Genomic DNA, 21,510 nt, shown 5'->3' with positions numbered 1-21,510 from the left:
TATCTACAAAATAGACAGCCATCTAGCGGCCTTCCTGAATGATTGTCTCAGAAGTTGAACAGATCCAGTTGAACAGATTCATTCTCTTGAGAGCCAGACAAGAAAACCAATTGCCTTGCTTGATAGCGAGTGCGTAATCCTTCCAAAGCATTAGGAGTTGCACAACGGATATCTCTATCTCCTATAAAGCATTCGAAGTGTTCTTGATAGAACTTTTTCATGGGTCTGCTTATAAGTTCATGAGGGTTACAATCTCTGGCTGCGAGAACTTCTAGTGCAGGAACAATAACAATACCAGATTGCTGAGAATAGAGAAAAACAAAGGAGGCGGAGGAATGCGATAACATCTTCTCGCATTGCTCTTTGAGGCGATTGACTTCGTTACTGTTAAAAGTCTGACTGGGTTCAACAAGCTTTGACTGTGCTAAAAATCCTTTTGCAACTTGGTAGCCGTCTAGCGAAAGCTCCAATGCTGCTAAGAAGTCAGCACCAAATTCGCTTTCTTGGCTTCCTCGCCCTCTATCTGTAAGTGTCTTAACCGTCCATTTCACTCCGGCTGTGGTTTGACCATTCAAGACATACTCCATAACGCCTAGTAATCTATCAGTAATTGCTGGCTCTTGCTCAACTCTCCCATCGCGCATAGCAGCCAGTGTTTCTTTTTCTATTTTGCCAATCTTAGAAACAAGACTATTAATAAGCTTTTTGTTAGCGAACATAGCGAGTAAATGTTATTAAGCAGGCATAGTGCAATGGTGCGATTAAAATTATGGCATAGGATCATCTTGGCAATTTGCTCTTCTCATATTGCTTTCGCACACGCCGTGTAGCTTTACTTCACGCGAAGAAATCAGCGATCGTACACGCTGATTCGTCATGCTATCCCGCATCATGGGGTCTAGCATCAGAGGCAGTTAGATCGACAATAACGGTATAAGAAGTCTAATCGAGGGGTGGAGTAATGGTGCAATTAAAGGTGTGGCAGTGGGTGGTGTTGGCAACGCCGATCGCAACGATCGTTGGTTTCTTGCTGATATCGGCAGGGTTGCAGATTCACGAGTGGCGGATTAATTGGATCTGGGGCGTGTTTACCGTTGTATTTGTGGGTTGGCGTTGGCTGCTAGTGAAGTGGACGCGACCGGCGATCGCTCAAATAGAATCTGTCATGGCGGAGGTTAGCGCCGAACTAGAATCTGGTGCAGGCGACACTGTAGCGCTACCAGCCGGAAATGATGCTGTAAATCAAGCAGAAGTCGCCTATCAAGAAATCCTGAAAGCAGCACAGAGCGATCGCCCGATTTGGGAAGATTGGCAAACCTTTTGGCAGCGATGCCAGGATCTGGTCAGTGCGATCGCTCATGTCTACAATCCTGAAGTAAAGTATCCCCTGCTCAACATTCACGTTACCCAAGCTTACGGACTGATTCGGGGAACGGTGGACGATCTGGACGGGTGGATACAGAAGTTATCTCCTGCCCTCGATCGGGTCACGATTGGGCAGGCATACGAGGCATACGGAGTTTACCGCAAGCTGGAACCATCGGCTCGGAAACTCTGGCAAGCCTGGAATTGGGCACAGTGGTTCTTGAATCCGGTGGTGGCGGTAGCAAAACAAGTCACTCAGCGTTCCAGTAATCAGGCAAATCAGGAATTGCTGGGGAATTTGAGCCAGATGCTTCGGGAAGCCGCTCTGCGGAACTTATGTCGGCAAGCGATCGCTCTCTATGGAGGAACGACTACACTACCAGAGTCAGAATCCTCTACTTCCACACCGACGCTACCCAAGGCAAAGACGCAAACCCTCCGAGACATCCTGGCGCAAGCAGAACCCGTCGAAGCGGTTGAGCAAAAACCTGTCAATATTCTGCTAGTGGGACGAACCGGATCTGGAAAAAGCAGCTTGATTAATACGCTATTTCAAGCAGATCGAGCCGCCGTGGATGTGTTGCCCAGCACCGATAAAATTCAGAATTACCACTGGCAGAGCCAATTGGGGGAAACCCTGACGCTTTGGGATACGCCGGGGTACGAACAAGTGAACCGGGCGGATTTACGAGAACTGGTGCTGGATTATGCCACCAATGCAGATTTGCTGCTCTTAGTCACTCCTGCCCTCGATCCGGCACTGCAAATGGATGTGGACTTTCTCAAAGATATGAAGGCGGAAGTTGCAGACTTGAGCGCGATCGCCATCGTCACTCAGGTGGATCGTCTGCGTCCCATCCGCGAGTGGGAACCTCCCTACAACTGGCAAGCAGGCGATCGCCCAAAGGAAAACGCGATTCGGGAAGCGACCGAGTATCGGGCGAAGCTTCTAGGCAACTTCTGCAATCTGGTTCTACCTGTCGTTACAGGTGACACGAAAACGGGTCGAACTGCGTGGGGAATGGACGCACTCTCATTAGCACTGGTGGATGCGATCGCGCCTACCAAGCAACTCCGCCTTGCCCGTTTTTTGCGTAACTTGGATGCCCGCACTGCCGCTGCTGCCAAAATCATTGACCGCTACACCTTTCAGATGACAACGACACAGGGACTGGCTGCACTCCTCAAAAGTCCCGTTCTCCAGTTCATTGCGACACTGACAACCGGACGACCAAATCTAGCATACCTGCTAGCAGACCAAATTCCCGTGGAGCAATTGCCGGTTGTGATTGGCAAACTTCAGATGGCGTATGATTTGTTCTCGCTCTTGAATCCGGGCGAAAACCCGATCAACTTTGATTTGCTATCCCTTTGGCCTCTACTGTTGGAAAACCCCTCTTCACCAGAACGCAATGCTTGGGCATTTGGTCACGCTTTAGTGGAATATTGGACTCAAAATCTGACAGTTGAACAATTCCGGCAACGGTTTGAGTTCTATCTCAAGCAAATTTGAGCCGATGGCTCTTTACCTGCTTTAGGCTTCTTAGCGAATTTTAATCCGGCTATCAGACTTAATGCAGTGCGAACCAACAGGTCGGCGCTAGGCTAACGCCTCGCTTCGCATGAGCGCGATCGCGCATCCTAGAGATAGAGCCAAATAAACTCTCTCAAAGTTGAACTGGCTCGCCTCACATTGACAACTGAATGATGCAGCATGAAAAAACGTTATCTTTTAAAAGCTGGCGCTGTAATTGTAGGCGCGGCATGGTTATCACGCAATCTAATTGGGAAATCGGGAGATATGGCAGCTTCAAACAATAATTTTGAAATCAACAAAACCGAGGAAGAATGGCGTGAAATTTTGACGCCCGAACAGTTTAACGTCTTGCGTAAACACGGTACCGAACGTGCTGGAACTAGCCCGCTTGATAAGCAATACGGTAAAGGAATTTATGCGTGTGCGGCGTGTGACTTACCGCTTTTTACCTCTGACACGAAATTCGACAGCCATACTGGTTGGCCCAGTTTTTATGCTCCCATTGAAGGGGGAATCGGCACCTCCACAGACAAGACGCTTTTTATGACTAGAATTGAAGTGCATTGCCATCGCTGTGGTGGGCATTTAGGTCATGTATTTAACGATGGTCCGCGCCCAACTGGCAAACGCTACTGCATGAACGGTGCCGCGCTTAAATTTATTCAAGGCTAGCGATCGCTCCTATTTGACTGCATCGTTTGGCAGGTGTTCTAGTGAAGCTGGCGAATAGAATTCGCGCCTACACACACAAAACCTGCGGAGGCAGGTTTCAAAAGTCCGCGCAGGCGGACTTCGTTTGTATAGCCGCGATTCTAATCGCCAAGGCTGCTATTTAACAATTACAAACGATAGAACTCAGTTGCTAATGGGAATACTTAGTTTGATGGGTTATTTACGGAGAATAATCATGAAATCCCTTCAAACAACCGTTTTCTCTACAATTGCCACCTTAATAAGTGGAATTTTTTTACCCTTACAGTCTCAAGCAACTGTTCCGTTGCAACAGCAGCTTGTAGCTCAAGCCAGCATTGAAGATATAATTCGCGATCTAGATGGCAACGCATATATCTTGGGTGCCGATAAACAGGAGCTTGGTGTGGTTTCAAGCAACCAGTATGCCACCGAGTCAATTTGCAACCAGTACGGAAAATATGGCAGCCCCTATTCTTCAACAAGTGTATGGAATGAATACGGAAAGTATGGTAGCCCTTATTCCACTATTGGTGCTTATAATCCTCGTGGACATAAACCTCCCTTAATCGTGTTTGAAGGAGGGGCATTTATTTTGAGTAAGAATCCTAACCTGGATAACCGAATAGATCCAGACTATCTGTTCGCTGTTCTATGCAGGTAGTAGAAGACATAACCCTTTTTCTCAAGGAAAGGGCGCACAGCCGTGCGCCCCTACAGTTAGTTCAAGGAGAAGGTACAAGCTTGTACATCTTGCCAAAGCTTGAAGAGGAAGAATCAAGTGGGTGAAGCTCCTAGTTCGCCATTTAACAATAAATCTGCTTGACCACAGCGACGAAACTACCTGCTATTTACGACTCTTTAATATTGTTGCCATTGGTAGGAAAAGCGAGAATTTATAATCAATTAAGGGAACGAAACCGTATTTCAGATAAAATTGCTTTGACTCATCATCCAGAGCATCAACTCTAACTGCAAAAATCCCTACTTCATCTGCAAGGCGAACTGCTTTACTAAGAGCATCCATTAGTAATCTTTTTCCCAATCCTCTCCCTTGCATTGAGGTGTCAACGGCAAGTTGTCCGATTAACATAGCGGGAACAGGATAACGGGGTAATCTTTTTCTTAGTTGCTCTGGAAGCGAGTCAAACGTAATGCTAGACATACTGATGGTGTAATAGCCAACAACTTCATTACCATCTTCTTTGGGAATAGCAACAAAGGTTTTGGCAATGCCTTTTCTATCGTTTTGTCCAGCGTATTGCTTCAGGTAATCGTTTAACTTTGGAACTCCGCAGTCGAAAGCATCCTTCCTTACACTGCTATCGAGAGGGTGAAAAATCCATTCCACAAAGTATTACTTTTCGTACTCCTGATATTCACACATCGCCAATTTTAAAGCTTCGTTCGGTTCAGGCGGATTCTCTAGTATCGATAAAAAGAGATCCCGATCTCTATCTGACAAAACCAGTGTTTCATGAAAGGCAATGTCCTTTCTGGCAGCATCAAGTGAGTGGCAAAGCACATAAGAACTTACACTGAGTCCCATCAGTGCAGCTGCCTTTTCAAGCGTCTTTTTTTGCTCTTGGCTCAGTCTCAAATCAATTCTGCTTTCTTTGGTATTGCTGCTGGCTGACATAACTAATGTTTAATCAATCTCAGTGTGGTATCCCGCTATGACATACCAATAGTTTGATGTATTATCCGGCAAATGTCCACACAAATACTAAGAAAAAGGGTGGGTTTTTCGACCCACCCCAAAAGTGATTTGATTACCTCAAGGAGGAGGTGCAAGCTTGTGCATCTTGCCAAAGCTTGAAGAGGAAGAATTCAGCGCGATCGCTCATTGCAGTCACAAAAACGCCCTCTCCATTTTTCGAGCCTCCGTCCACCCAGCTACCGTGCAGGCTGACTTCGACGTACTCGGCATCGCAAGCACACAAGCCAATAATTTCAGAACCTTCCTGCTGCGCTTCCTCTACCAACCGTCCGATTTCTGGCAAACTAGCCGGAAGTAAGAAGGAAGCGGTGCTGGGTTCGACTGAGATGGGGGTACCCACTCGCAGCGCTAAAATCACCCGCCGTGTCACCCACTCTTCCAGAGATTGAGCCAGACACTCCAAGTAAAAGCCGTTTTCTGTGTAAGTTAATTTCAGCATTGCTTGGTGTCTCCTTACAAATCCAGGTGATCGTGCTGTTCGCGCCAGAACTGTTCGGCAAAGGCAACAGCAGGGTGCATGGGGGCTTTAGGCTGGGTACGAAGGGGCATTCCCGCTTGAGTCGGAGTGCGATCGCCTTTGCGTTGGTTGCACCTTTCGCAGGCGATAACTACGTTGTCCCAGGTGTGTTTCCCGCCCTTTGATAAGGGAAGGACGTGATCTATCGTCAACTGTTTCGTGTTGCCGCAGTATTGGCAGGTGTGGTGGTCTCTCCGCAGCAATTCCCGACGGTTCACTGGGGGAACCTTCCAAACTCGCTCTGCACTCGTGATGGTGAGGCGAATTTGTTCTGGCACCTCGATCACCACGCTGGGCGATCGCACTTGCCAGCCAGGTGCATCGCTAAACTGCAAAGGTTCGGCTTTCCCACCGATCAACAGAGCGATCGCTCGCTTAATATTGACCCGGCTTATGGGCAAGTAGTTCTGGGAAAATACGACTACCGACCTACCTAACACGTCAGTTGCGCTCGTCACGACTTGGCTCCTCATACAATTAACCCCCGCCTCTGGTAATTAGAAGCGGGGGTTGGAAAAACTTTTTGAGTCTTCTCGTCCTATGTTGGTACGGCTACTTTTAGCCTGTACCTCCCGCTTTGTTTGTTTAGTTTGAGTTCTGCAAACCGCAGACTCCCACCATTATTGCGATCCAAAATTTGATCGATCTCCGTACCTCGTCTCTGACAACCATATCCACCCATAAAAAGAAACTCCACGCCCGCGCCGGCTGATTCCCAACTCGTTAAGGAGTCGGAATCGCTGGCTGAGATGGAGAAAGCAGGTATATGTGTCACAGGAAGGCTTCTTGAACGGTTTAACTTGAATCTGGCTTTCAATATACTACACTTGTATTACTAATCTGTCCACAAATTTTAGGAGAAAAAATCATGCGTACCCTACCTCGCACCTCAACCACTGAAATGGAAGTCACCAGCATACGCTTGGAGAGAGAACTGAAGGAAGAACTCAAAGAACTCGCAGGTCATCAGGGATATCAAGCTTTGATTCGAGATATCCTCTGGAACTACGTGCAGCAGAAATCCGATGATTATAAACCTCAATTCTCTAGGTCTGATATCCTCTCTAGCGTCCCCGCTACAGCGCAGCAAGAACAACGCTGTGTACTGACAGGTAAGTTTATTCGACCGCAAGAGCCAATGTTATTAGGATTTACCAATCATGGCGATCTAGTTCCCTTAAGTGTTGAGAGTTTGTCATCGAGATAGGCTTTTGGTGTCTTCAAATTAGCGTCAGCGCAGCATAAACAAAAGCGATCGCACTTTATCCCAGTAAAAGGTAAAAAGTGCGATCGCTCTCCAGCTAATGACGAATGGCTAATTGTTCGTGGCTATCTGCTGCTTAGACATCCTGTTCGCTTAAATCGCGGGTCATGTGGTCAAAGGGCTGATCTACAAATGCTGTATTTACAACTCCAGCCGCAGCCACTTGTTCTTTCACAATGTCCTTCATGATTTGGATGCCCATTACGGTCGGGCCAATCGGCACTCCCAAAGAGTTGTAAGTTTCCCGAAGACCTTGCAGCACCCGCTCATCCAGCACATTCGTATCACCTGCAACCAACGCATAGCTGGCATAGCGCAGGTAATAGTCCATATCCCGCAGACAAGCAGCATAGCGACGAGTCGTATATGCATTTCCGCCTGGTCGAATCAGTTCGGGCAGTTCTTCAAACAACCGTGACCCCGCCTGCTTCACAATCGAAGCTGCATTGGAGTTAATCACAGCAGCCGCCTGGACTCGTGCTGTGCCGGTTTCAAAATAAGATTTCAGGGAATCTACGGCATTGCGATCCAGGTAACGACCCGTAACATCGTAATTTTTAATCAGGTTTGTGACTGCGTCGCGCATGAAATTGCTCTCCCAACAACAAGCTATATAGATAATTTTCTATTGTTTAGTGTGCTGTTGCATACCCAGTTTCTAGGGTGTAGTTTACAACAACAAACACTTTCATTAGCATATATCCATCTCCACAAGCATCTCCACATTGTTGAGAGCGATCGCAGCAATTTTTAGCGGGCAATTTTTTCTGGGGTGCTGCTGTAAGCCTTCTGACGCATCTGGTTGCCATCCCGTGACCGACCCGTAGAGCCAGCTTTTCGACGGCTCACCGGCTTCAACCAACAAACCCCTCTCATGGGCACTGGCAGTAATGTCAGTTCTTCTGGATATCGCGGCTGCGGATCGTTGAGCAACCAAATGGGCGGCACCATCATCGGGTCATATTCAGCAATAATATCAACCACCCCAGGACGCTGCTTTAGCTCCACTCTCGTCCCAGGACGATACTCAAATGCCTCTTGTTCGTCAAAATCTTGATCAAAATCCGTATTTAAATTAAACATCATGCTTCCCCCCGCACAAAAGTAGCCAAAGCTACTGATTAGTAAAATTGTTGCCGCCTATAAGATTTTTTTGTAAATCTCGCTACAATTTTTAACTTTTTCTCGCTTTAAGTCAAACGGCAACTGCCTTATTCTGTATAGCTGAATACAAAATCTCCTGGCACCTATCCCTAGGATGATCCAGTACATCGATGCCTTACGTCTTGAAAAAAGGCTGAAGACTGTTAGCGTAGCGGCGCGTAAGCGCCAACTGGGAATTGAGTGGGAGAGTTCTTGAGATGGGCAAAAGAGGAGACAAAAGATTTTCAGCCAGGAAAGTTGTACTTCTGGATCGGGAAGTCTCACCTGAAAATGCTTGCTTTCAATCCAGGTTCTCCCCCTCTTGACTTGACGATTCACCAACCCTGATGATCGCTCTTACTGTTTTTTCTGCTTTCCAGACTGAGCCAGCTTAGAAAATAAGGAGTCCGTCGTAATGTTCCAGACCCCGCAAGAATTTTTGACTTACGTCAAAGAAAAAAACATCCAGATCATTGACCTCAAGTTCATCGATATGCCGGGTATCTGGCAGCATTTGTCGATGTATCACGACCAAATTGACGAAAGTAGCTTTACCGAGGGCGTACCCTTCGATGGCTCTAGTATCCGGGGTTGGAAAGCCATCAACGAATCAGACATGGCAATGGTGCTAGATCCGACAACTGCCTGGATCGACCCATTCATGGCAGAGCCGACTTTAAGCGTTGTCTGTAGCATTATCGAACCCCGGACGGGCCAACCTTACAGCCGCGACCCCCGCACCATTGCTCAGAAGGCAGTAGACTACCTAATTTCTACCGGCATTGGCGATACAGCCTTCATTGGACCGGAAGCTGAGTTCTTCATCTTTGATGATGTCCGCTTTGACCAAAACCAGCATGAAGGCTATTACCACGTAGACTCCGTCGAGGGACGTTGGAATTCTGGGAAAAAAGAAGAGGGTGGCAACCTCGGTTATAAACCTCGCTACAAAGAGGGTTATTTCCCAGTCGCGCCGACGGATACCTCCCAGGATATGCGGACAGAAATGCTGCTGACGATGGCGAAGTGCGGGGTGCCGATTGAAAAGCACCACCACGAAGTTGCTACCGGCGGACAGTGCGAACTGGGTTTCCGCTTCGCAACTTTGGTGCAAGCTGCTGACTATCTGATGACTTACAAGTACGTCATCAAGAACGTTGCCAAGAAATATGGCAAAACAGTCACCTTCATGCCGAAGCCACTGTTTAACGACAACGGTTCTGGGATGCATACCCACCAGTCGATTTGGAAGGATGGGCAGCCGCTATTCGCAGGCGATAAGTATGCTGGCTTAAGCCAAATGGCGTTGCACTACATCGGTGGCATCCTCAAGCACGCACCGGCGCTGTTGGCTTTGACCAATCCCACAACCAATTCTTACAAGCGCTTGGTGCCCGGTTTTGAAGCACCCGTGAACTTGGCTTACTCCCAAGGAAACCGTTCTGCCTCGATTCGGATTCCGCTATCTGGTACCAATCCTAAAGCGAAGCGCTTAGAGTTCCGTTGTCCGGATGCGACTTCTAACCCCTACTTGGCGTTTGCTGCCATGCTCTGTGCGGGTCTAGATGGTATCAAAAACCAAATTGACCCCGGTGAATCCCTGGATAAGGATATTTACGACCTAACCCCAGAGGAACTGGCGAATGTTCCTTCCACCCCAGGATCGCTCGAAGGTGCCCTGGAGGCGTTGGAAAACGATCACGCTTTCTTGACCGAGACGGGCGTGTTCACCCCAGACTTCATCCAGACTTGGATTTCATACAAGCTCGATAACGAAGTCAACCCGATGCGGCTGCGCCCCCATCCCTACGAGTTCGCTCTCTACTATGATTGCTAATTTCTTTTCTCGCTCATGAGAAGGCAAATTGTGTAGGAACAAAGCTTGACGTTTTTGCTAAGCATTCCTGCCAAATCTAGAGCTTGCCTTTCTTAAAGCGTTCTAAGCTGTGGGGTGGGGTATCCCCTTCCTGGAAAACAACTCATCCCTAGCCCGCCACCCTTATGGGTGGCGCTTTTTCTTGTCCCACTGGAGACAGATGGCAGTTGTCGAAACTGAGTTAACATAAGAAATATGTCTTAACAAAAAGACATATAACCGCGCAGCATTTTCATAGTCGTACTCAGTTTTCAGCACCCATCGTTAGCCTCTATGCAGTCAACCTCAAACCTTGACCCAGCAACTACTATTACTGAGACTTTAACCAAGCTGACCTATCAGACTTTTCAGCAAGGCAAAAATTACTTTGGTTTAGCTCATAAAGTATTAAATTCTCAGTTGCTGAATTTAATTTCACCTCCGGTGGAGGTGAAAACCAAGCCGATTCCGCCAGAGGTTATACAAAAACTGAAACAAAGGCACGATCGGATTATCGAAGCCGATTGGCAGGATGTTGAGCGAGGTGTATATCCCGCTAGCTTACTGTTTGATAACTCATGGAGCGATTTTTTCCGCTATTATCCGATGGTTTGGCTGGATACGCTGCAAGTGCATCAGCGGGCGAACCAAAAGCGGCATCAAGACTTTTCTCCAAACATTTCCACGGATGGTTATCCAAGCTACTACTTGCAAAACTTCCATCACCAAACTGATGGTTACTTAAGTGACTGGTCAGCAAATCTCTATGATTTGCAAGTAGAAATTCTTTTTGGTGGTACGGCAGATGCAATGCGGCGGCGGATTCTCGCGCCACTGAAACAAGGGTTGAAAGCGTTTGATTCTATTCCACCCAGACAAGTTCGCATTCTCGATGTGGCGAGTGGAACGGGTCGCACTTTGAAATTAATCCGGGGTGCTTTGCCTGAAGCCTCTTTGTTTGGAATCGATTTGTCACCTGCTTACTTGCGGAAGGCGAATCAGATGTTATCTGAAAATCCGGGAGAATTGCCCCAACTCCTCCAAGCGAATGCTGAGAAAATCCCCTACGTGGATGAGCATTTCCATGCGGTTACTTGCGTCTTTCTCTTCCATGAGCTTCCAGCAGCGGTGCGTCAGCAGGTGATCGAACAGTGCTACCGAGTCACGAAACCGGGTGGAGTCTTTATTATCTGCGACTCGATTCAGGTCAGCGATGCTCCAGACTTGGTGCCACTGATGGAAAACTTCCCAGAAACATTCCACGAGCCATACTACAAACACTACATAACGGATGATTTGGTGAAACGGTTGGAGAAAGCAGGCTTCGAGAATATTTCGAGTGAAGTTCACTTTATGAGCAAGTATTTGATTGCTCATAAGCCGGTTTCTGAAAAGACAACGGCTTTAGATGGAGAACAAAGCGATCGCAAGCTCATGGTTTGAAACACGGTGTCGAGAAGTAGCAACAGAGGGCATCGAGGCTAAGGCTCGTTACTAGGATGGATAGAGCTGTCCTAGTAACGAGAATCAGAAGAAGCGGCTGAAGGCGATCGCTGTATAGGCGATGATTAAACAACTTAACACTTGAAAATAAAAAACTAATCTTTAGAGGTGTCCTCCAAATGTGCCTCTAGGCGATAGAGTTGGTCTAGGCAAACCGCAAAACGATAAGCAGAAGGTATTATGACCACCAACCAGCCTGCTGTGGAAAGTGTTTCCACCCAAGGACTGTCAACAGAGGATCTCGTTACCAATGAGCTGATTGAGGATGCAACGGTAGTCAATTATGTTGATGTGATTCAAACCGTTATCTCCAGCTTGGATCAGGACGATACGGCAATGGTAAGCCGTGGCGAAGACAGCAGCTATCTTTGGAAATTTAAGTACGGTAGCGTTGAGGTGTTTGTGCAACTCACGGGGATTACCGAGGAGGATACTTTCACCGTTTGGTCTTATGTTCTCAAGCTACCTGCCACGAACGAACCGCTGTTGATGCGGAAACTCCTGGAAATGAATTGGTCGGACACGTTTGAATCGCGTTTTGGCATTGTGGAGAACCAAGTGGCAGTGCTGACATCTCGCACTGTCGCCGAGCTTTCTCCCGGAGAAATTTCCCGCGCTGTCACCGTTGTCGCGACGATTGCAGATAATAACGACGAAGCTTTAGAAGCTGAATTTGGTAGTTAGTTATTGGTCATTGGTCATTGATTTTAGGCAAATGACAAATGACCAATAACCGCTACTGGCGTTTTATTCCGCTGCTGGAAGCGTCAGGTCGCGTCCAGATGGCAATCGACCGATGGTTACTGGAGCAGCACCATCTGGGTTTGCATCCTCCAGCCTTACGGTTTTATACCTGGTCTCCACCGGCAATTTCGTTGGGATATCATCAACACCGCTTACCTGCATCTTGGCAGCAGCTGGCTGCGGCGGGTGTAGTGGATTTGGTGCGGCGTCCGACTGGCGGACGGGGAGTGCTGCACCAGGGCGATTTGACCTACATGGTGGTAACGTCAGGACTCGCTGGCAGTCGCATCCAAGCGTACCAAGAGATTTGTCAGTTTTTGATTCAGGGATGGCGATCGCTCGGTCTAGAATTGCACTATGGTTCGGCAGGACGGGGTTACATTCACAATCCCAATTGTTTTGGCACCTCGACGGGTGCCGATTTAGTTTTAGCGGATGGTTCTAAATTAATTGGGAGTGCCCAGATGAGGCGAGGCAATACCATCTTGCAGCACGGGTCGATACGTTTGTCACCAGATGCGACGCTGTTTGAACAGGTGTTTGGCGAGGCGGTAACGCCGGTTAAGCTAGGGATTAACCAGCCGGGAGAGGCGCTAGTTCCAACAGTTGTAGAAGCCTTAACGGTAGCAGCTAGCGATTGTTTTGGTATTGAGATGCTAGTGCAGCCTTTGTCAGAAGAGGAGTGGCAGGAAATTTTAGCGCAGCCAGAATTAACAAATTCGCTCACAGAATCAAGATAGATAGTGCTAATGCAACTAACTCTAAGGTCGGATAACTCGGTGCATATCTAGAACTGGCGGGGCAATTTCAGTCTGCGTTAACAGATCGTGAACTTGTCCTCGGTGGTGGGTCTGGTGATTAAAAAAGTGTGCGATCAACAAATCAACTGGATCGATATAAATATTTCCTTGGTTATTGCGGTACTTGATCGTACCGCTCAAGAATTCGTCGTTTAAACTATCTGAGAAGGCTTCGATGCGCTCATCTTCTAATACACGCGCTTTGGTAAGCTTGTCGAAATCCTCATAGAGAATTGCGTCAAGTCCGGTTGAGGGGACTTCTTTGCCCTCAAACCGCGATAACCAGATGCGATCGCCTACCATGATGTGATTAAGCGTCCCGTGAATACTTTTGAAGAAGGCGGGTCTGATGCGCTTGCGTTCTACATCGTCCAAACGAGTGCAAACTTCATAAAGTCTGCGATTTGCCAGCGTGTTGTAGCGTGCGAGCATCTGGAAGTGCTGTATGAGCATATTCAGACTCGTTTTCTGGTGTCAATTAATCAGTTGTTGATTTTGCGATCGCTTGTAACTGCAAACTCGGCGGATAGGTGCCCTCTACCTTAACCCGCTTGATTTCTACTTCCGTAATCAGTAAATTCAGCTTCGATGCAACAGCGCGGACAACATCGCCCCGGTCGATAATACCGGCGACTGTCCCAGCCGGTGAGAGGACAGTAATCCAATTTAACTGCTTGGCTTCCATGCAGTTAATTACTTCTACCAAAGGCATTTTCTCTTCAACAGTAGCAATTTCCGTCAGGGGATGCACAATACTATGCAGATTTTGCGTTTCCCACAGACCGCGCTCTACGAAATGCAAATCTTCAACAGAGACTAAACCGCGATAGCGACCTTCACTCGCTGCAAAGTAAACCGGAAAGTGGGAAGCTTCCAAAATGTACTCATCGGCAAACTGGCGCAAGGTCTTGTTCGCATCCACCACCCGAAATTCTTGGGTCATGGCGTCTTTCGCCACGATCTGAAGCAAGGATTCTTGGAGGGTGGTCATCTGGTCGTAGAAACGGGCGTTGCGAATCCCAAACCAGCCGAGTAAGGAAATCCAGAAGCCACTGAACCACTGATCCTTGAAAGCAATAATCGCCACTCCGACAGCGATCGCGCCCCAACCTAAAATTAAACCGCTTTTGGCTGCCCAACGGACGCCCTGAAAGCGGTCTCCGGTGAACTTCCACACGGCTGCTTTCACAACTTGTCCGCCATCTAAGGGGAGACCAGGAATCAGGTTGAATAATGCCAAGACTAGGTTAATCTTTGCCAAGTCTAATGCCATGACCTGCACGATACCGGAGATTGGCAGTCCATGAGCCACTAGGTAAAATAGCGAGTACAGCACTAAGCTAACCGCAGGGCCAGCGATCGCGACTTGAAAGGCTGCGCCTGGGGTTTTGGATTCCCGGTCAATCGCCGCAATCCCACCAAAGAGAAATAAAGTAATCGAATTTACTTCAATCCCTTGCGATCGCGCGACTAAACTGTGACCCAATTCGTGCAGTAAAACCGAACCAAACAGCAATAAAGCCATTAATAATCCCGCACCCCCGCCGAGGACTGGACCCAAGACGGGTGAGAAATCCAGGGCATTCGCAAAGGCGATCAAAGCTAAAATAAAAAACCACGAATAATCTATAAATAGCGGAATTCCGAATAGAGAGCCAACTCGCCAAGCTGCCTGCATCAAACTTTCCCATCTAAATCCTTGCACTTACCAGGATATACGACGGCTCTTGTAGAAGCATGAATGATGGAAAATGAAGCGTGAAGTAGGAGAGTGAGCCTTGCCGACCTTTGGGGTAATTGGTGAGCAGTGTCCACCCTACTAACTTCACTGAAAAGACAGTTATTATCGAGCGAGGGCTTCTAAAGGAGACCCGTATTGGTCAGTCCTAAGATGGCACCTGTTCCCAGGATGTGTCCAAAACTCAAACCCGCAATAAATTGAGCGGCGCTAAAGTTCTTACCAAAACCGGGCAGTGGGAAAGGCAGTTTAGGGCCAACTCCCGGCTTTTGGACAGCGTTGCGGGCCAGAAAAAGACCCAGAATGTTGAAAGCAGTCATGACAATGAATACACCAGGGCCGATTGTTGGTGTTGAAGGAACTGTCTGCTGCAATGCTGCAAGTAAACTTAAGTCAATCAATTTCTTTTCTCCTGCTTTGATAAAATCAGCAACGAAGGGATTATAAAACGCGGAGGGAACTGTTGATTCTTCCTGATGGATGAGCTAAATTTTTAAGTCACCCAAAGCAGAAACAATGGCCTTTTAAAGGGCACCTGCGTTGGTTAATCCGAGGATGACGCCTGTTCCAATAATGTGACCGAAGCTCATTGTCGCTAGGAGTTCAGGCACTGTAAAATTGCGTAACAAAGCGGGTTTAGCCAGGGGCAGGTCTGGCCCTACTCCTGGCTTCTGGATAGCGAAGCGACCGATGGCGATCGCCAACAGGTTGCACAGAATCATCACCAATCCGACCATTGGAGTCCACGATGGGGTCGCGGGAACGGTAGATTGTACAGCGGCGAGTATTGTCAAGTGAATCAAGTTCTTGTCTCCTGCTTGGACACAAATATCAAAACCCAAAGTATTATAGAAACCTCTTAGTAAAAAGTCGGAATTTGTTTTAACAGTTAACAGTTATATTAATTTTTGATACAAATCGAAAAAATTTAATGCGAGTCAAGATTTGCGGGATTACCAAACCAGATCAGGGGCAAGCGATCGCGCAACTGGGAGCAACCGCCCTAGGATTTATTTGCGTGTCCTCCTCCCCGCGCTACGTCAGTGCAGTTCAAATCCGCTCCGTGATGGAACGCTTACCCCCTGACGTTGAGCGGATTGGTGTCTTTGCCAACACAACGCTGGAAGAAATCTATCAATGTGTCGCCGTCGCTAACTTGACAGGCGTGCAGTTACATGGCGGAGAAACACCAGAATTTTGCCGTCAGTTGCGCCAATTGCTGCCCAGCGTGGAAATCATCAAAGCGCTGAGAGTGAAAACTCTAGAGGATTTAACTCAGGCGGATATCTATGCAGAGTGTGCGAATACCTTGTTGCTGGACGCCTATCATCCCCAAATGTTGGGAGGTACTGGCAAAACGTTGGACTGGAAGAACCTCCAACAGTTCAATCCTAGCTGTCCCTGGTTGCTTGCCGGTGGCTTGACACCAGACAATATTTTGGACGCGATCGCTCAATTGCATCCTAGCGGGATTGATTTATCGAGTGGTGTCGAGCGATCGCCTGGAGATAAAGATTTAAATCGAGTTGCGGATTTGTTTGAGAAACTGCGGGGAACACGGTTCAAGTTGTAGGGAGCTTCGCTCTTTTGGCACGATCGCCTCCTGCTAATGGGTGAACAGATAGAACGAGAGCAAACCAATCCAGTTAGTTTACCCGACTGTGCGAAGTGACAAGCACTTTCTTAAAAGTACTTTGGAGATGTAGAACACCAACAACTCCAAAGGACTCCACATCATGCTTGCTAACGAATCCAATCAAACCTTCACGAATCAAGCTCAGTTTAATAAACCCGTTCTAGGGTTAGGCAGCTCTGGATCGGTAGTTAGAGAATTACAACAAATATTAACTGATAGATGCGCTTATTTCGGAGCTATTCACGGAATTTTTAATCAAGAAGTAGAATATGCCGTCATTGTTTTTCAGAATTGGGTTTTTCTCAAAGAAGATGGCATTGTCGGGCCGTTGACTTGGCAAGCACTTTATACAGGCGCTCCGGTTAATATGCCCATGCTGAAGCGCGGAGCTAAAGGTGAAGCGGTAATCACACTTCAGCAGGTGCTATTTGTAGCCGGTGACTTTAATGATGAAATTAACGGCGTATTTGGGCCACGCACCGATGCTGCTGTTAGATTCTTCCAAAAACGCAACGGTTTATTAGTAGATGGAATTGTTGGTGAAAAGACTTGGTATGCTCTTTCTCAAGTGCGTCAGCAAATGGGGGGATGCTGATTGTAAAACCATTTTGTTCTTTTGTTTGCAACATTTAGACTTCTTAGCCTCCCAATTTATTGGGGGTGGGGGAATTGTTAATGTAGCGCTTCATGAACCAAATGGTATAAAAACCCGATTCATTAACCGTTATAGGGACACGCCCTTGCCGTGTCCCTACTTTAAGAAATTAGGAGTTTTCTCTTTATGAGGAGCGAAATCTCCCTGCTGTTACTGCCAACAACGCTTAAAAGAAAGCGGGTTGGTGACGAATTAAATTAAGGAACTCTTCACGAGTTTTTTGCTCGTCCTGAAATACGCCGACCATCGCACTGGTAACAGTCCAAGAACCGGGCTTCTGGACGCCTCGCATTACCATACACATATGGGTAGCTTCCATGACAACAGCGACTCCCTTCGGCTCAAGAATCGTCTGCACCGCTTCAGCAATCTGGCGCGTCAGCCGTTCCTGTACCTGCAAGCGGCGAGAATACATCTCAACAATCCGAGCAAGCTTGCTAAGACCTACCACTTTTTGGTTAGGGATATAGGCAACGTGCGCCTTACCCATAAATGGCAGCATATGGTGTTCGCAAAGACTAAAGACATTGATATCCCGGACAAGAACCATCTCGTTATGACCCTCATCAAAGATAGCTCCGTTGACAAGGTCTTCTAGCGACTGAGTATAGCCACTGGTGAGAAAGCGCATTGCTTCTGCTACTCGCTTAGGCGTTTTGAGTAAGCCTTCCCGTTCCGGGTCTTCACCCACTCCCAGTAGCAGCGTCCTTACAGCACTCATCATCTCATCGTTGAGTTCTTCCGGAGGCGGCTGCAAATTGGGTTCTCTACCATTCATTGTGTTGCGGTCAGGTCGCGGCGGAGCAATTTTGGCGCTCAAATCGCCTGATGGGTTAGAGCCATTAGAACCGTGGGAAGAAGCAGTAGTCATGATTCAGTCTTTGTTAGGGTTTGGAGTGGTTAACGGAGTGATGAGTTCGTTAGGGATTTTTTGAGACTGTTGAGTGATGAATTTGGGTTTAATTCATCATTCAAAACTTACAACTCATAAAACGCCAGCGTTCGGCATTAAGGTTAATTCCTCAATCACTGCCTGTTCTGGCACGAGAGCCATGTGCAGAATCGACTGGGCAACGATTTCTGGTGTTAACATGGCTGAACGGTTCAGTTCGACTTGAACCGTTTCTGTGTCCCAAATTGGGGTATTGACAGCACCTGGAGAGATCGTTACAACGCGAATGCCTTTGGCACGTTCTTCTGCTGCGAGGGTTTTCGATAAGGCAATCAGAGCCGCTTTGCTAACGTTGTAGGCACCCCAGCCAGGAAAAGGTTGCTGGCCGGCAATAGATGCCACATTAATAATTATCCCAGAGCCGCGATCGCGCATCGAGGGCAAAATTCCCTGGATACACTGAAACACGCTGGTGAGATTTAGGTCAATCACTTGTTGCCATTCGGATAAAGGTGTTGACATAATCTCGCCGGTGTAGCCCATCCCGGCATTGTTCACCAGAACATCAATCGAGCCAAAGGAGTCAGCGATCGCGGCGACCTTTTCTCTTACCTGCTCAATATCGGCTAGATCCAGGGCATACGCTTTCGCTGTCACCCCGGTCTTCCGAGCAGCTTCAGCGACAGCCTCTAATTTAGACTCAGAGCGGCTGACTAAAGCCACATGGAATCCTGCTTTCGCAAATGCCAAAGCTGTCGCCTTGCCAATCCCACTACTGGCCCCGGTAATCAAGGCACGCCGTTCGATTGGAGAAGTCATCAATTCTTCCCGTATTTTTTGATTAGGTAGCCATCAGCTCTTTGCTTACTTTTCCTACTTGGTTTGGCTACCCTGTAGGAAAGCAAAATAAGCTCAAGCGATCGCCTAGGGGAACGCTTACTACGTACAGTTCTCATTTTTTGAGTCGTTGTCTACGATCGATTCGCTATCGCCGTTAATTGCTTGCCAGCTCAGCGCTAATTTCTTAAAAGACAACTCCTCTCAACTGAGAACTTGTAATAATTTGTTACCTTGTTGATTATACCACTCGTCACAGCGTCTTCTAAGGTAAACCCCCGCTAGGCAGAGATTTCCGTATAAACGCCAATACTCCGAAACTTTTGATAACGTAGCTCCCGCCGCTGTTGAGAGGTCATCTGGGAGAGTTCTTCTAAGTTTTGCAACAGAGCGTCTTTTAAGATGGCAGCTGCCTTTAGCGGCTCGCCATGAGCGCCGCCAACAGGTTCGGGCAACAGAACATCGAGAATGCCTAAGTTTTTCAAATCCCAAGCCGTAATTTTTAGTGCTGTGGCTGCTTGGGGAGCTTTGGAAGCATCTTTCCACAAAATTGCTGCACAAGCTTCGGGGGTCGCAACGGTATAAACGGCGTGTTCAAACATTAATAGTCGGTCGCCGACGCCAATTCCCAACGCACCGCCAGAACCACCTTCCCCGATAACGGTGCAGAGGATCGGGACATCCAGGCGGAACATCTCCCGCAAATTATAGGCGATCGCTTCTCCCTGCCCCCGTTGCTCGGCTTCCACACCCGCCCAGGCTCCCGGCGTATCGATAAACGTGAGAATCGGCATTCCAAAGCGATTGGCGTGTTCCATTAACCGCAGCGCCTTGCGGTAGCCGCCTGGAGCAGGCATCCCAAAATTCCGGGCGACATTATCCTTAGTATCGCGGCCCTTTTGATGACCCAGCATCACAACAGGACGCCCACCCAGACGAGCTACGCCGCCGACTAACGCTGGGTCGTCATTCCCACCGCGATCGCCGTGTAGTTCCATCCATTCATCGCTCATTGCCTGGATGTAGTCTAATGTACTGGGACGCCGAGGATGCCGAGCCAGTTGCAGCCGCTGGGACGGGGATAAACTATTGAAAATCTCCTCACGAAGTTGCACTGCTCGTGCCTCCAACTGACGAATCTGATCGGAGACATCGACGTCCTGATCTTCTGCAAGTTCGCGAATTTGGTCAATTCGTGCCTCTAGTTCGGACAGAGGCTTTTCAAAATCTAGAAGTAACGGCTTGCGCTCAGAAGAAGTTGACATAGTTCCTAGTCAGCGATCGGTGGTCAGTAGTGCAGCGACGAGCATAGGGTGTCGCCCGTACAATGCTCAGTAGTCAGTCAGTTGTCAGTAGTCAGCCGTCAGGAGTTAGGAGTCAAAGAAAGAAGTAACACTAGACAAAAAATAACTAGCCTTTTTCTATCAACTGACTCCTGACTCCTGACTCCTGACTAATAAGTCAACAAAGGTCGGAATCCATGCCTCACGGAGGATTCACCGATTTGCTCCATCTTCTCCACGGTAATTTGATTGCGTCCCCAAGAAAAGTTGGTGTGCCACTTTTCAAATTCCAATAGCATCGATTCGGCAAAACAGGCGAATAACTGGCGTCCCGGAGCTTCCATCAAATTGACGATTTTCATAATCCGCCAGTCAATATCCAGGGAATGCTCAACAATCCCCCCATTGACGACATAGACGCCCGGATGCTGAATTTTTGTTGACAGGTTTTTCGGGTAGCCCCCATCAATCAGCAAACAAGGTTTTTTCAAAACCGTGGGATCAATTTCCATCCCTTTGGGCATACTGGCTACCCAAACTACAATATCAGCCAAAGGCAGCGCCTCTTCCAATCCCATGATTTTGCCTCTGCCGAGTTCCGCCTGCAAAGCTTGCAATCGCTCTTGCTTCCGGGCAATCAGCAACAGTTCTGGCACTTCAGTTCGAGCATCTAGCCAACGACAGACAGCGCTGCCAATATCGCCTGTAGCTCCACAAACCGCCACAGTTGCTTTACTGAGATCGATGCCCAGCTCTTTCGACACTTCTTCCAATTGGCGACAGATAATGTAAGCCGTATGGGTATTGCCGGTAGTGAACCGCTCAAATTCCAGTTTGATATTGCGAACCTGCTTACTTTCATGCAGGTTGAATTCTTCAAAAATAATCGAGGAAAAGCCGCCCAGCGCACTAATGTTAATGCCATGTTTTTGAGCATGAGCCATTGCGTTGAGAACTTTCCGGACTGCTGTCTTACCTCTCCCACTGGCCAGCATTTCTGGTACAAAGCAAGATTCCACATACCGACCTTCGATTTTTTGCCCGGTAATGCTGGTGACAGTGATGTGATCGACGATTTGAGGCGGAGCGCTACACCAAAAATCTAGCCCTTGATCGGCATATTCTGGGTAGCCAAGCTCTCTAGCCACAGATTGAGCGTGTTGCAAATTAGTAAGGTGACCGATTAAACCAAACATGAATGGTTCTAACTACGCCTCTGGATAGGAAAAGAAGGTGGAAGGGAAAAAATAGTTAAATACTCTTAACAATAGTACAAAAAATTGCCGCTCTTCTGAGCGGCAGGTTGATTTACATTGATAAATGGCTGTTTT

25 protein-coding genes are annotated in these 21,510 nt (G+C 47.8%); 10 read left to right on the top strand and 15 right to left on the bottom strand.

Annotated features, from left to right (window positions below; all coding sequences use genetic code 11):
• Positions 1-47: 47 nt before the first annotated feature.
• Positions 48-719, bottom strand: coding sequence for a hypothetical protein (locus NDI44_RS03455; RefSeq protein WP_190412382.1), 672 nt, complete (start codon positions 717-719; stop codon positions 48-50).
• 242 nt (positions 720-961) lie between these two features.
• Here NDI44_RS03455 and NDI44_RS03450 point away from each other — a divergent pair, with 242 nt between their 5' ends.
• From NDI44_RS03450 to NDI44_RS03440, 3 genes are all read left to right on the top strand, one after another.
• On the top strand, positions 962-2,878 hold the full coding sequence (locus NDI44_RS03450) for a GTPase family protein (RefSeq protein ID WP_190412381.1): 1,917 nt from the start codon (positions 962-964) through the stop codon (positions 2,876-2,878).
• Positions 2,879-3,079: 201 nt separating this feature from the next.
• Positions 3,080-3,574 (top strand): peptide-methionine (R)-S-oxide reductase MsrB, encoded by a 495-nt coding sequence (gene msrB / locus NDI44_RS03445; protein ID WP_190412380.1) that lies wholly within the window; start codon positions 3,080-3,082, stop codon positions 3,572-3,574.
• Positions 3,575-3,809: 235 nt separating this feature from the next.
• Positions 3,810-4,256: a hypothetical protein gene (locus NDI44_RS03440; protein WP_190412379.1), complete on the top strand. Its 447-nt coding sequence runs from the start codon at positions 3,810-3,812 to the stop codon at positions 4,254-4,256.
• 183 nt (positions 4,257-4,439) lie between these two features.
• Here the strand turns inward: NDI44_RS03440 and NDI44_RS03435 are convergent, their stop codons facing one another.
• From NDI44_RS03435 to NDI44_RS03420, 4 genes are all read right to left on the bottom strand, one after another.
• Entirely contained in the window at positions 4,440-4,943 is a 504-nt protein-coding gene (locus NDI44_RS03435) for a GNAT family N-acetyltransferase (protein WP_190412378.1), read from the bottom strand.
• Between the two features lie 6 nt (positions 4,944-4,949).
• Complete coding sequence (locus tag NDI44_RS03430; RefSeq protein ID WP_190412377.1) at positions 4,950-5,231, bottom strand: DUF1778 domain-containing protein; 282 nt, start codon at positions 5,229-5,231, stop codon at positions 4,950-4,952.
• Positions 5,232-5,364: 133 nt separating this feature from the next.
• Complete coding sequence (locus tag NDI44_RS03425; RefSeq protein WP_190412376.1) at positions 5,365-5,751, bottom strand: alr0857 family protein; 387 nt, start codon at positions 5,749-5,751, stop codon at positions 5,365-5,367.
• A gap of 14 nt (positions 5,752-5,765) precedes the next feature.
• Complete coding sequence (locus NDI44_RS03420; protein ID WP_190412857.1) at positions 5,766-6,287, bottom strand: HNH endonuclease; 522 nt, start codon at positions 6,285-6,287, stop codon at positions 5,766-5,768.
• A 410-nt stretch (positions 6,288-6,697) separates the two neighbouring features.
• Here NDI44_RS03420 and NDI44_RS03415 point away from each other — a divergent pair, with 410 nt between their 5' ends.
• Positions 6,698-7,036 (top strand): hypothetical protein, encoded by a 339-nt coding sequence (locus NDI44_RS03415; RefSeq protein ID WP_190412375.1) that lies wholly within the window; start codon positions 6,698-6,700, stop codon positions 7,034-7,036.
• 133 nt (positions 7,037-7,169) lie between these two features.
• Here NDI44_RS03415 and apcB read toward each other — a convergent pair whose 3' ends face one another.
• Positions 7,170-7,679, bottom strand: a complete 510-nt coding sequence (gene apcB, locus NDI44_RS03410; protein ID WP_190412374.1) for an allophycocyanin subunit beta — start codon at positions 7,677-7,679, stop codon at positions 7,170-7,172.
• Between the two features lie 164 nt (positions 7,680-7,843).
• Positions 7,844-8,179: a hypothetical protein gene (locus NDI44_RS03405; protein ID WP_242033985.1), complete on the bottom strand. Its 336-nt coding sequence runs from the start codon at positions 8,177-8,179 to the stop codon at positions 7,844-7,846.
• A 472-nt stretch (positions 8,180-8,651) separates the two neighbouring features.
• On the opposite strand from NDI44_RS03405, the gene glnA reads away from it, so the two are divergent.
• The 4 genes from glnA to NDI44_RS03385 all read left to right on the top strand — a co-directional run bounded on the left by glnA (position 8,652) and on the right by NDI44_RS03385 (position 13,078).
• Positions 8,652-10,073, top strand: coding sequence for a type I glutamate--ammonia ligase (gene glnA / locus NDI44_RS03400; RefSeq protein WP_190412373.1), 1,422 nt, complete (start codon positions 8,652-8,654; stop codon positions 10,071-10,073).
• 348 nt (positions 10,074-10,421) lie between these two features.
• Positions 10,422-11,534 (top strand): methyltransferase domain-containing protein, encoded by a 1,113-nt coding sequence (locus NDI44_RS03395; protein WP_190412856.1) that lies wholly within the window; start codon positions 10,422-10,424, stop codon positions 11,532-11,534.
• 240 nt (positions 11,535-11,774) lie between these two features.
• Positions 11,775-12,278 carry a YbjN domain-containing protein gene (locus tag NDI44_RS03390; protein WP_190412372.1) on the top strand — a complete coding sequence of 168 codons (504 nt, stop codon included), beginning with the start codon at positions 11,775-11,777 and terminating at the stop codon, positions 12,276-12,278.
• A 38-nt stretch (positions 12,279-12,316) separates the two neighbouring features.
• Positions 12,317-13,078 carry a biotin/lipoate A/B protein ligase family protein gene (locus tag NDI44_RS03385; RefSeq protein WP_190412371.1) on the top strand — a complete coding sequence of 254 codons (762 nt, stop codon included), beginning with the start codon at positions 12,317-12,319 and terminating at the stop codon, positions 13,076-13,078.
• Between the two features lie 21 nt (positions 13,079-13,099).
• Here NDI44_RS03385 and NDI44_RS03380 read toward each other — a convergent pair whose 3' ends face one another.
• The 4 genes from NDI44_RS03380 to psaK (NDI44_RS03365) form a co-directional block, all read right to left on the bottom strand.
• Positions 13,100-13,591, bottom strand: coding sequence for a DinB family protein (locus NDI44_RS03380; RefSeq protein WP_190412370.1), 492 nt, complete (start codon positions 13,589-13,591; stop codon positions 13,100-13,102).
• Between the two features lie 25 nt (positions 13,592-13,616).
• Entirely contained in the window at positions 13,617-14,816 is a 1,200-nt protein-coding gene (locus tag NDI44_RS03375) for a site-2 protease family protein (RefSeq protein WP_190412369.1), read from the bottom strand.
• Positions 14,817-14,998: 182 nt separating this feature from the next.
• A complete protein-coding gene (gene psaK, locus NDI44_RS03370; protein WP_190412368.1) occupies positions 14,999-15,277 on the bottom strand; it encodes a photosystem I reaction center subunit PsaK in 279 nt (92 codons plus the stop codon).
• Positions 15,278-15,400: 123 nt separating this feature from the next.
• Positions 15,401-15,679, bottom strand: coding sequence for a photosystem I reaction center subunit PsaK (gene psaK, locus NDI44_RS03365; protein WP_190412367.1), 279 nt, complete (start codon positions 15,677-15,679; stop codon positions 15,401-15,403).
• Positions 15,680-15,807: 128 nt separating this feature from the next.
• On the opposite strand from psaK (NDI44_RS03365), the gene NDI44_RS03360 reads away from it, so the two are divergent.
• Together NDI44_RS03360 and NDI44_RS03355 are read left to right on the top strand one after the other, a co-directional pair.
• Positions 15,808-16,449 carry a phosphoribosylanthranilate isomerase gene (locus NDI44_RS03360; protein WP_190412366.1) on the top strand — a complete coding sequence of 214 codons (642 nt, stop codon included), beginning with the start codon at positions 15,808-15,810 and terminating at the stop codon, positions 16,447-16,449.
• Positions 16,450-16,612: 163 nt separating this feature from the next.
• Positions 16,613-17,107, top strand: a complete 495-nt coding sequence (locus NDI44_RS03355; protein WP_190412365.1) for a peptidoglycan-binding protein — start codon at positions 16,613-16,615, stop codon at positions 17,105-17,107.
• A 226-nt stretch (positions 17,108-17,333) separates the two neighbouring features.
• Here the strand turns inward: NDI44_RS03355 and folE are convergent, their stop codons facing one another.
• The 4 genes from folE to NDI44_RS03335 all read right to left on the bottom strand — a co-directional run bounded on the left by folE (position 17,334) and on the right by NDI44_RS03335 (position 21,375).
• Positions 17,334-18,038 carry a GTP cyclohydrolase I FolE gene (gene folE, locus NDI44_RS03350; RefSeq protein WP_190412364.1) on the bottom strand — a complete coding sequence of 235 codons (705 nt, stop codon included), beginning with the start codon at positions 18,036-18,038 and terminating at the stop codon, positions 17,334-17,336.
• 114 nt (positions 18,039-18,152) lie between these two features.
• Entirely contained in the window at positions 18,153-18,878 is a 726-nt protein-coding gene (locus NDI44_RS03345) for an SDR family oxidoreductase (protein ID WP_190412363.1), read from the bottom strand.
• Positions 18,879-19,177: 299 nt separating this feature from the next.
• Positions 19,178-20,161 carry an acetyl-CoA carboxylase carboxyl transferase subunit alpha gene (gene accA, locus NDI44_RS03340; protein WP_190412362.1) on the bottom strand — a complete coding sequence of 328 codons (984 nt, stop codon included), beginning with the start codon at positions 20,159-20,161 and terminating at the stop codon, positions 19,178-19,180.
• Between the two features lie 188 nt (positions 20,162-20,349).
• Positions 20,350-21,375, bottom strand: coding sequence for a long-chain acyl-[acyl-carrier-protein] reductase (locus NDI44_RS03335; protein WP_190412361.1), 1,026 nt, complete (start codon positions 21,373-21,375; stop codon positions 20,350-20,352).
• Positions 21,376-21,510: the final 135 nt, after the last annotated feature.

Origin of the sequence: Trichocoleus sp. DQ-A3 (assembly GCF_039961975.1) — a bacterium.
Classification (GTDB): domain Bacteria; phylum Cyanobacteriota; class Cyanobacteriia; order Cyanobacteriales; family FACHB-T130; genus FACHB-T130.
The sequence above is the reverse complement of the archived record's forward strand: the minus strand, read 5'-3'. Positions and strand labels throughout refer to the sequence as shown.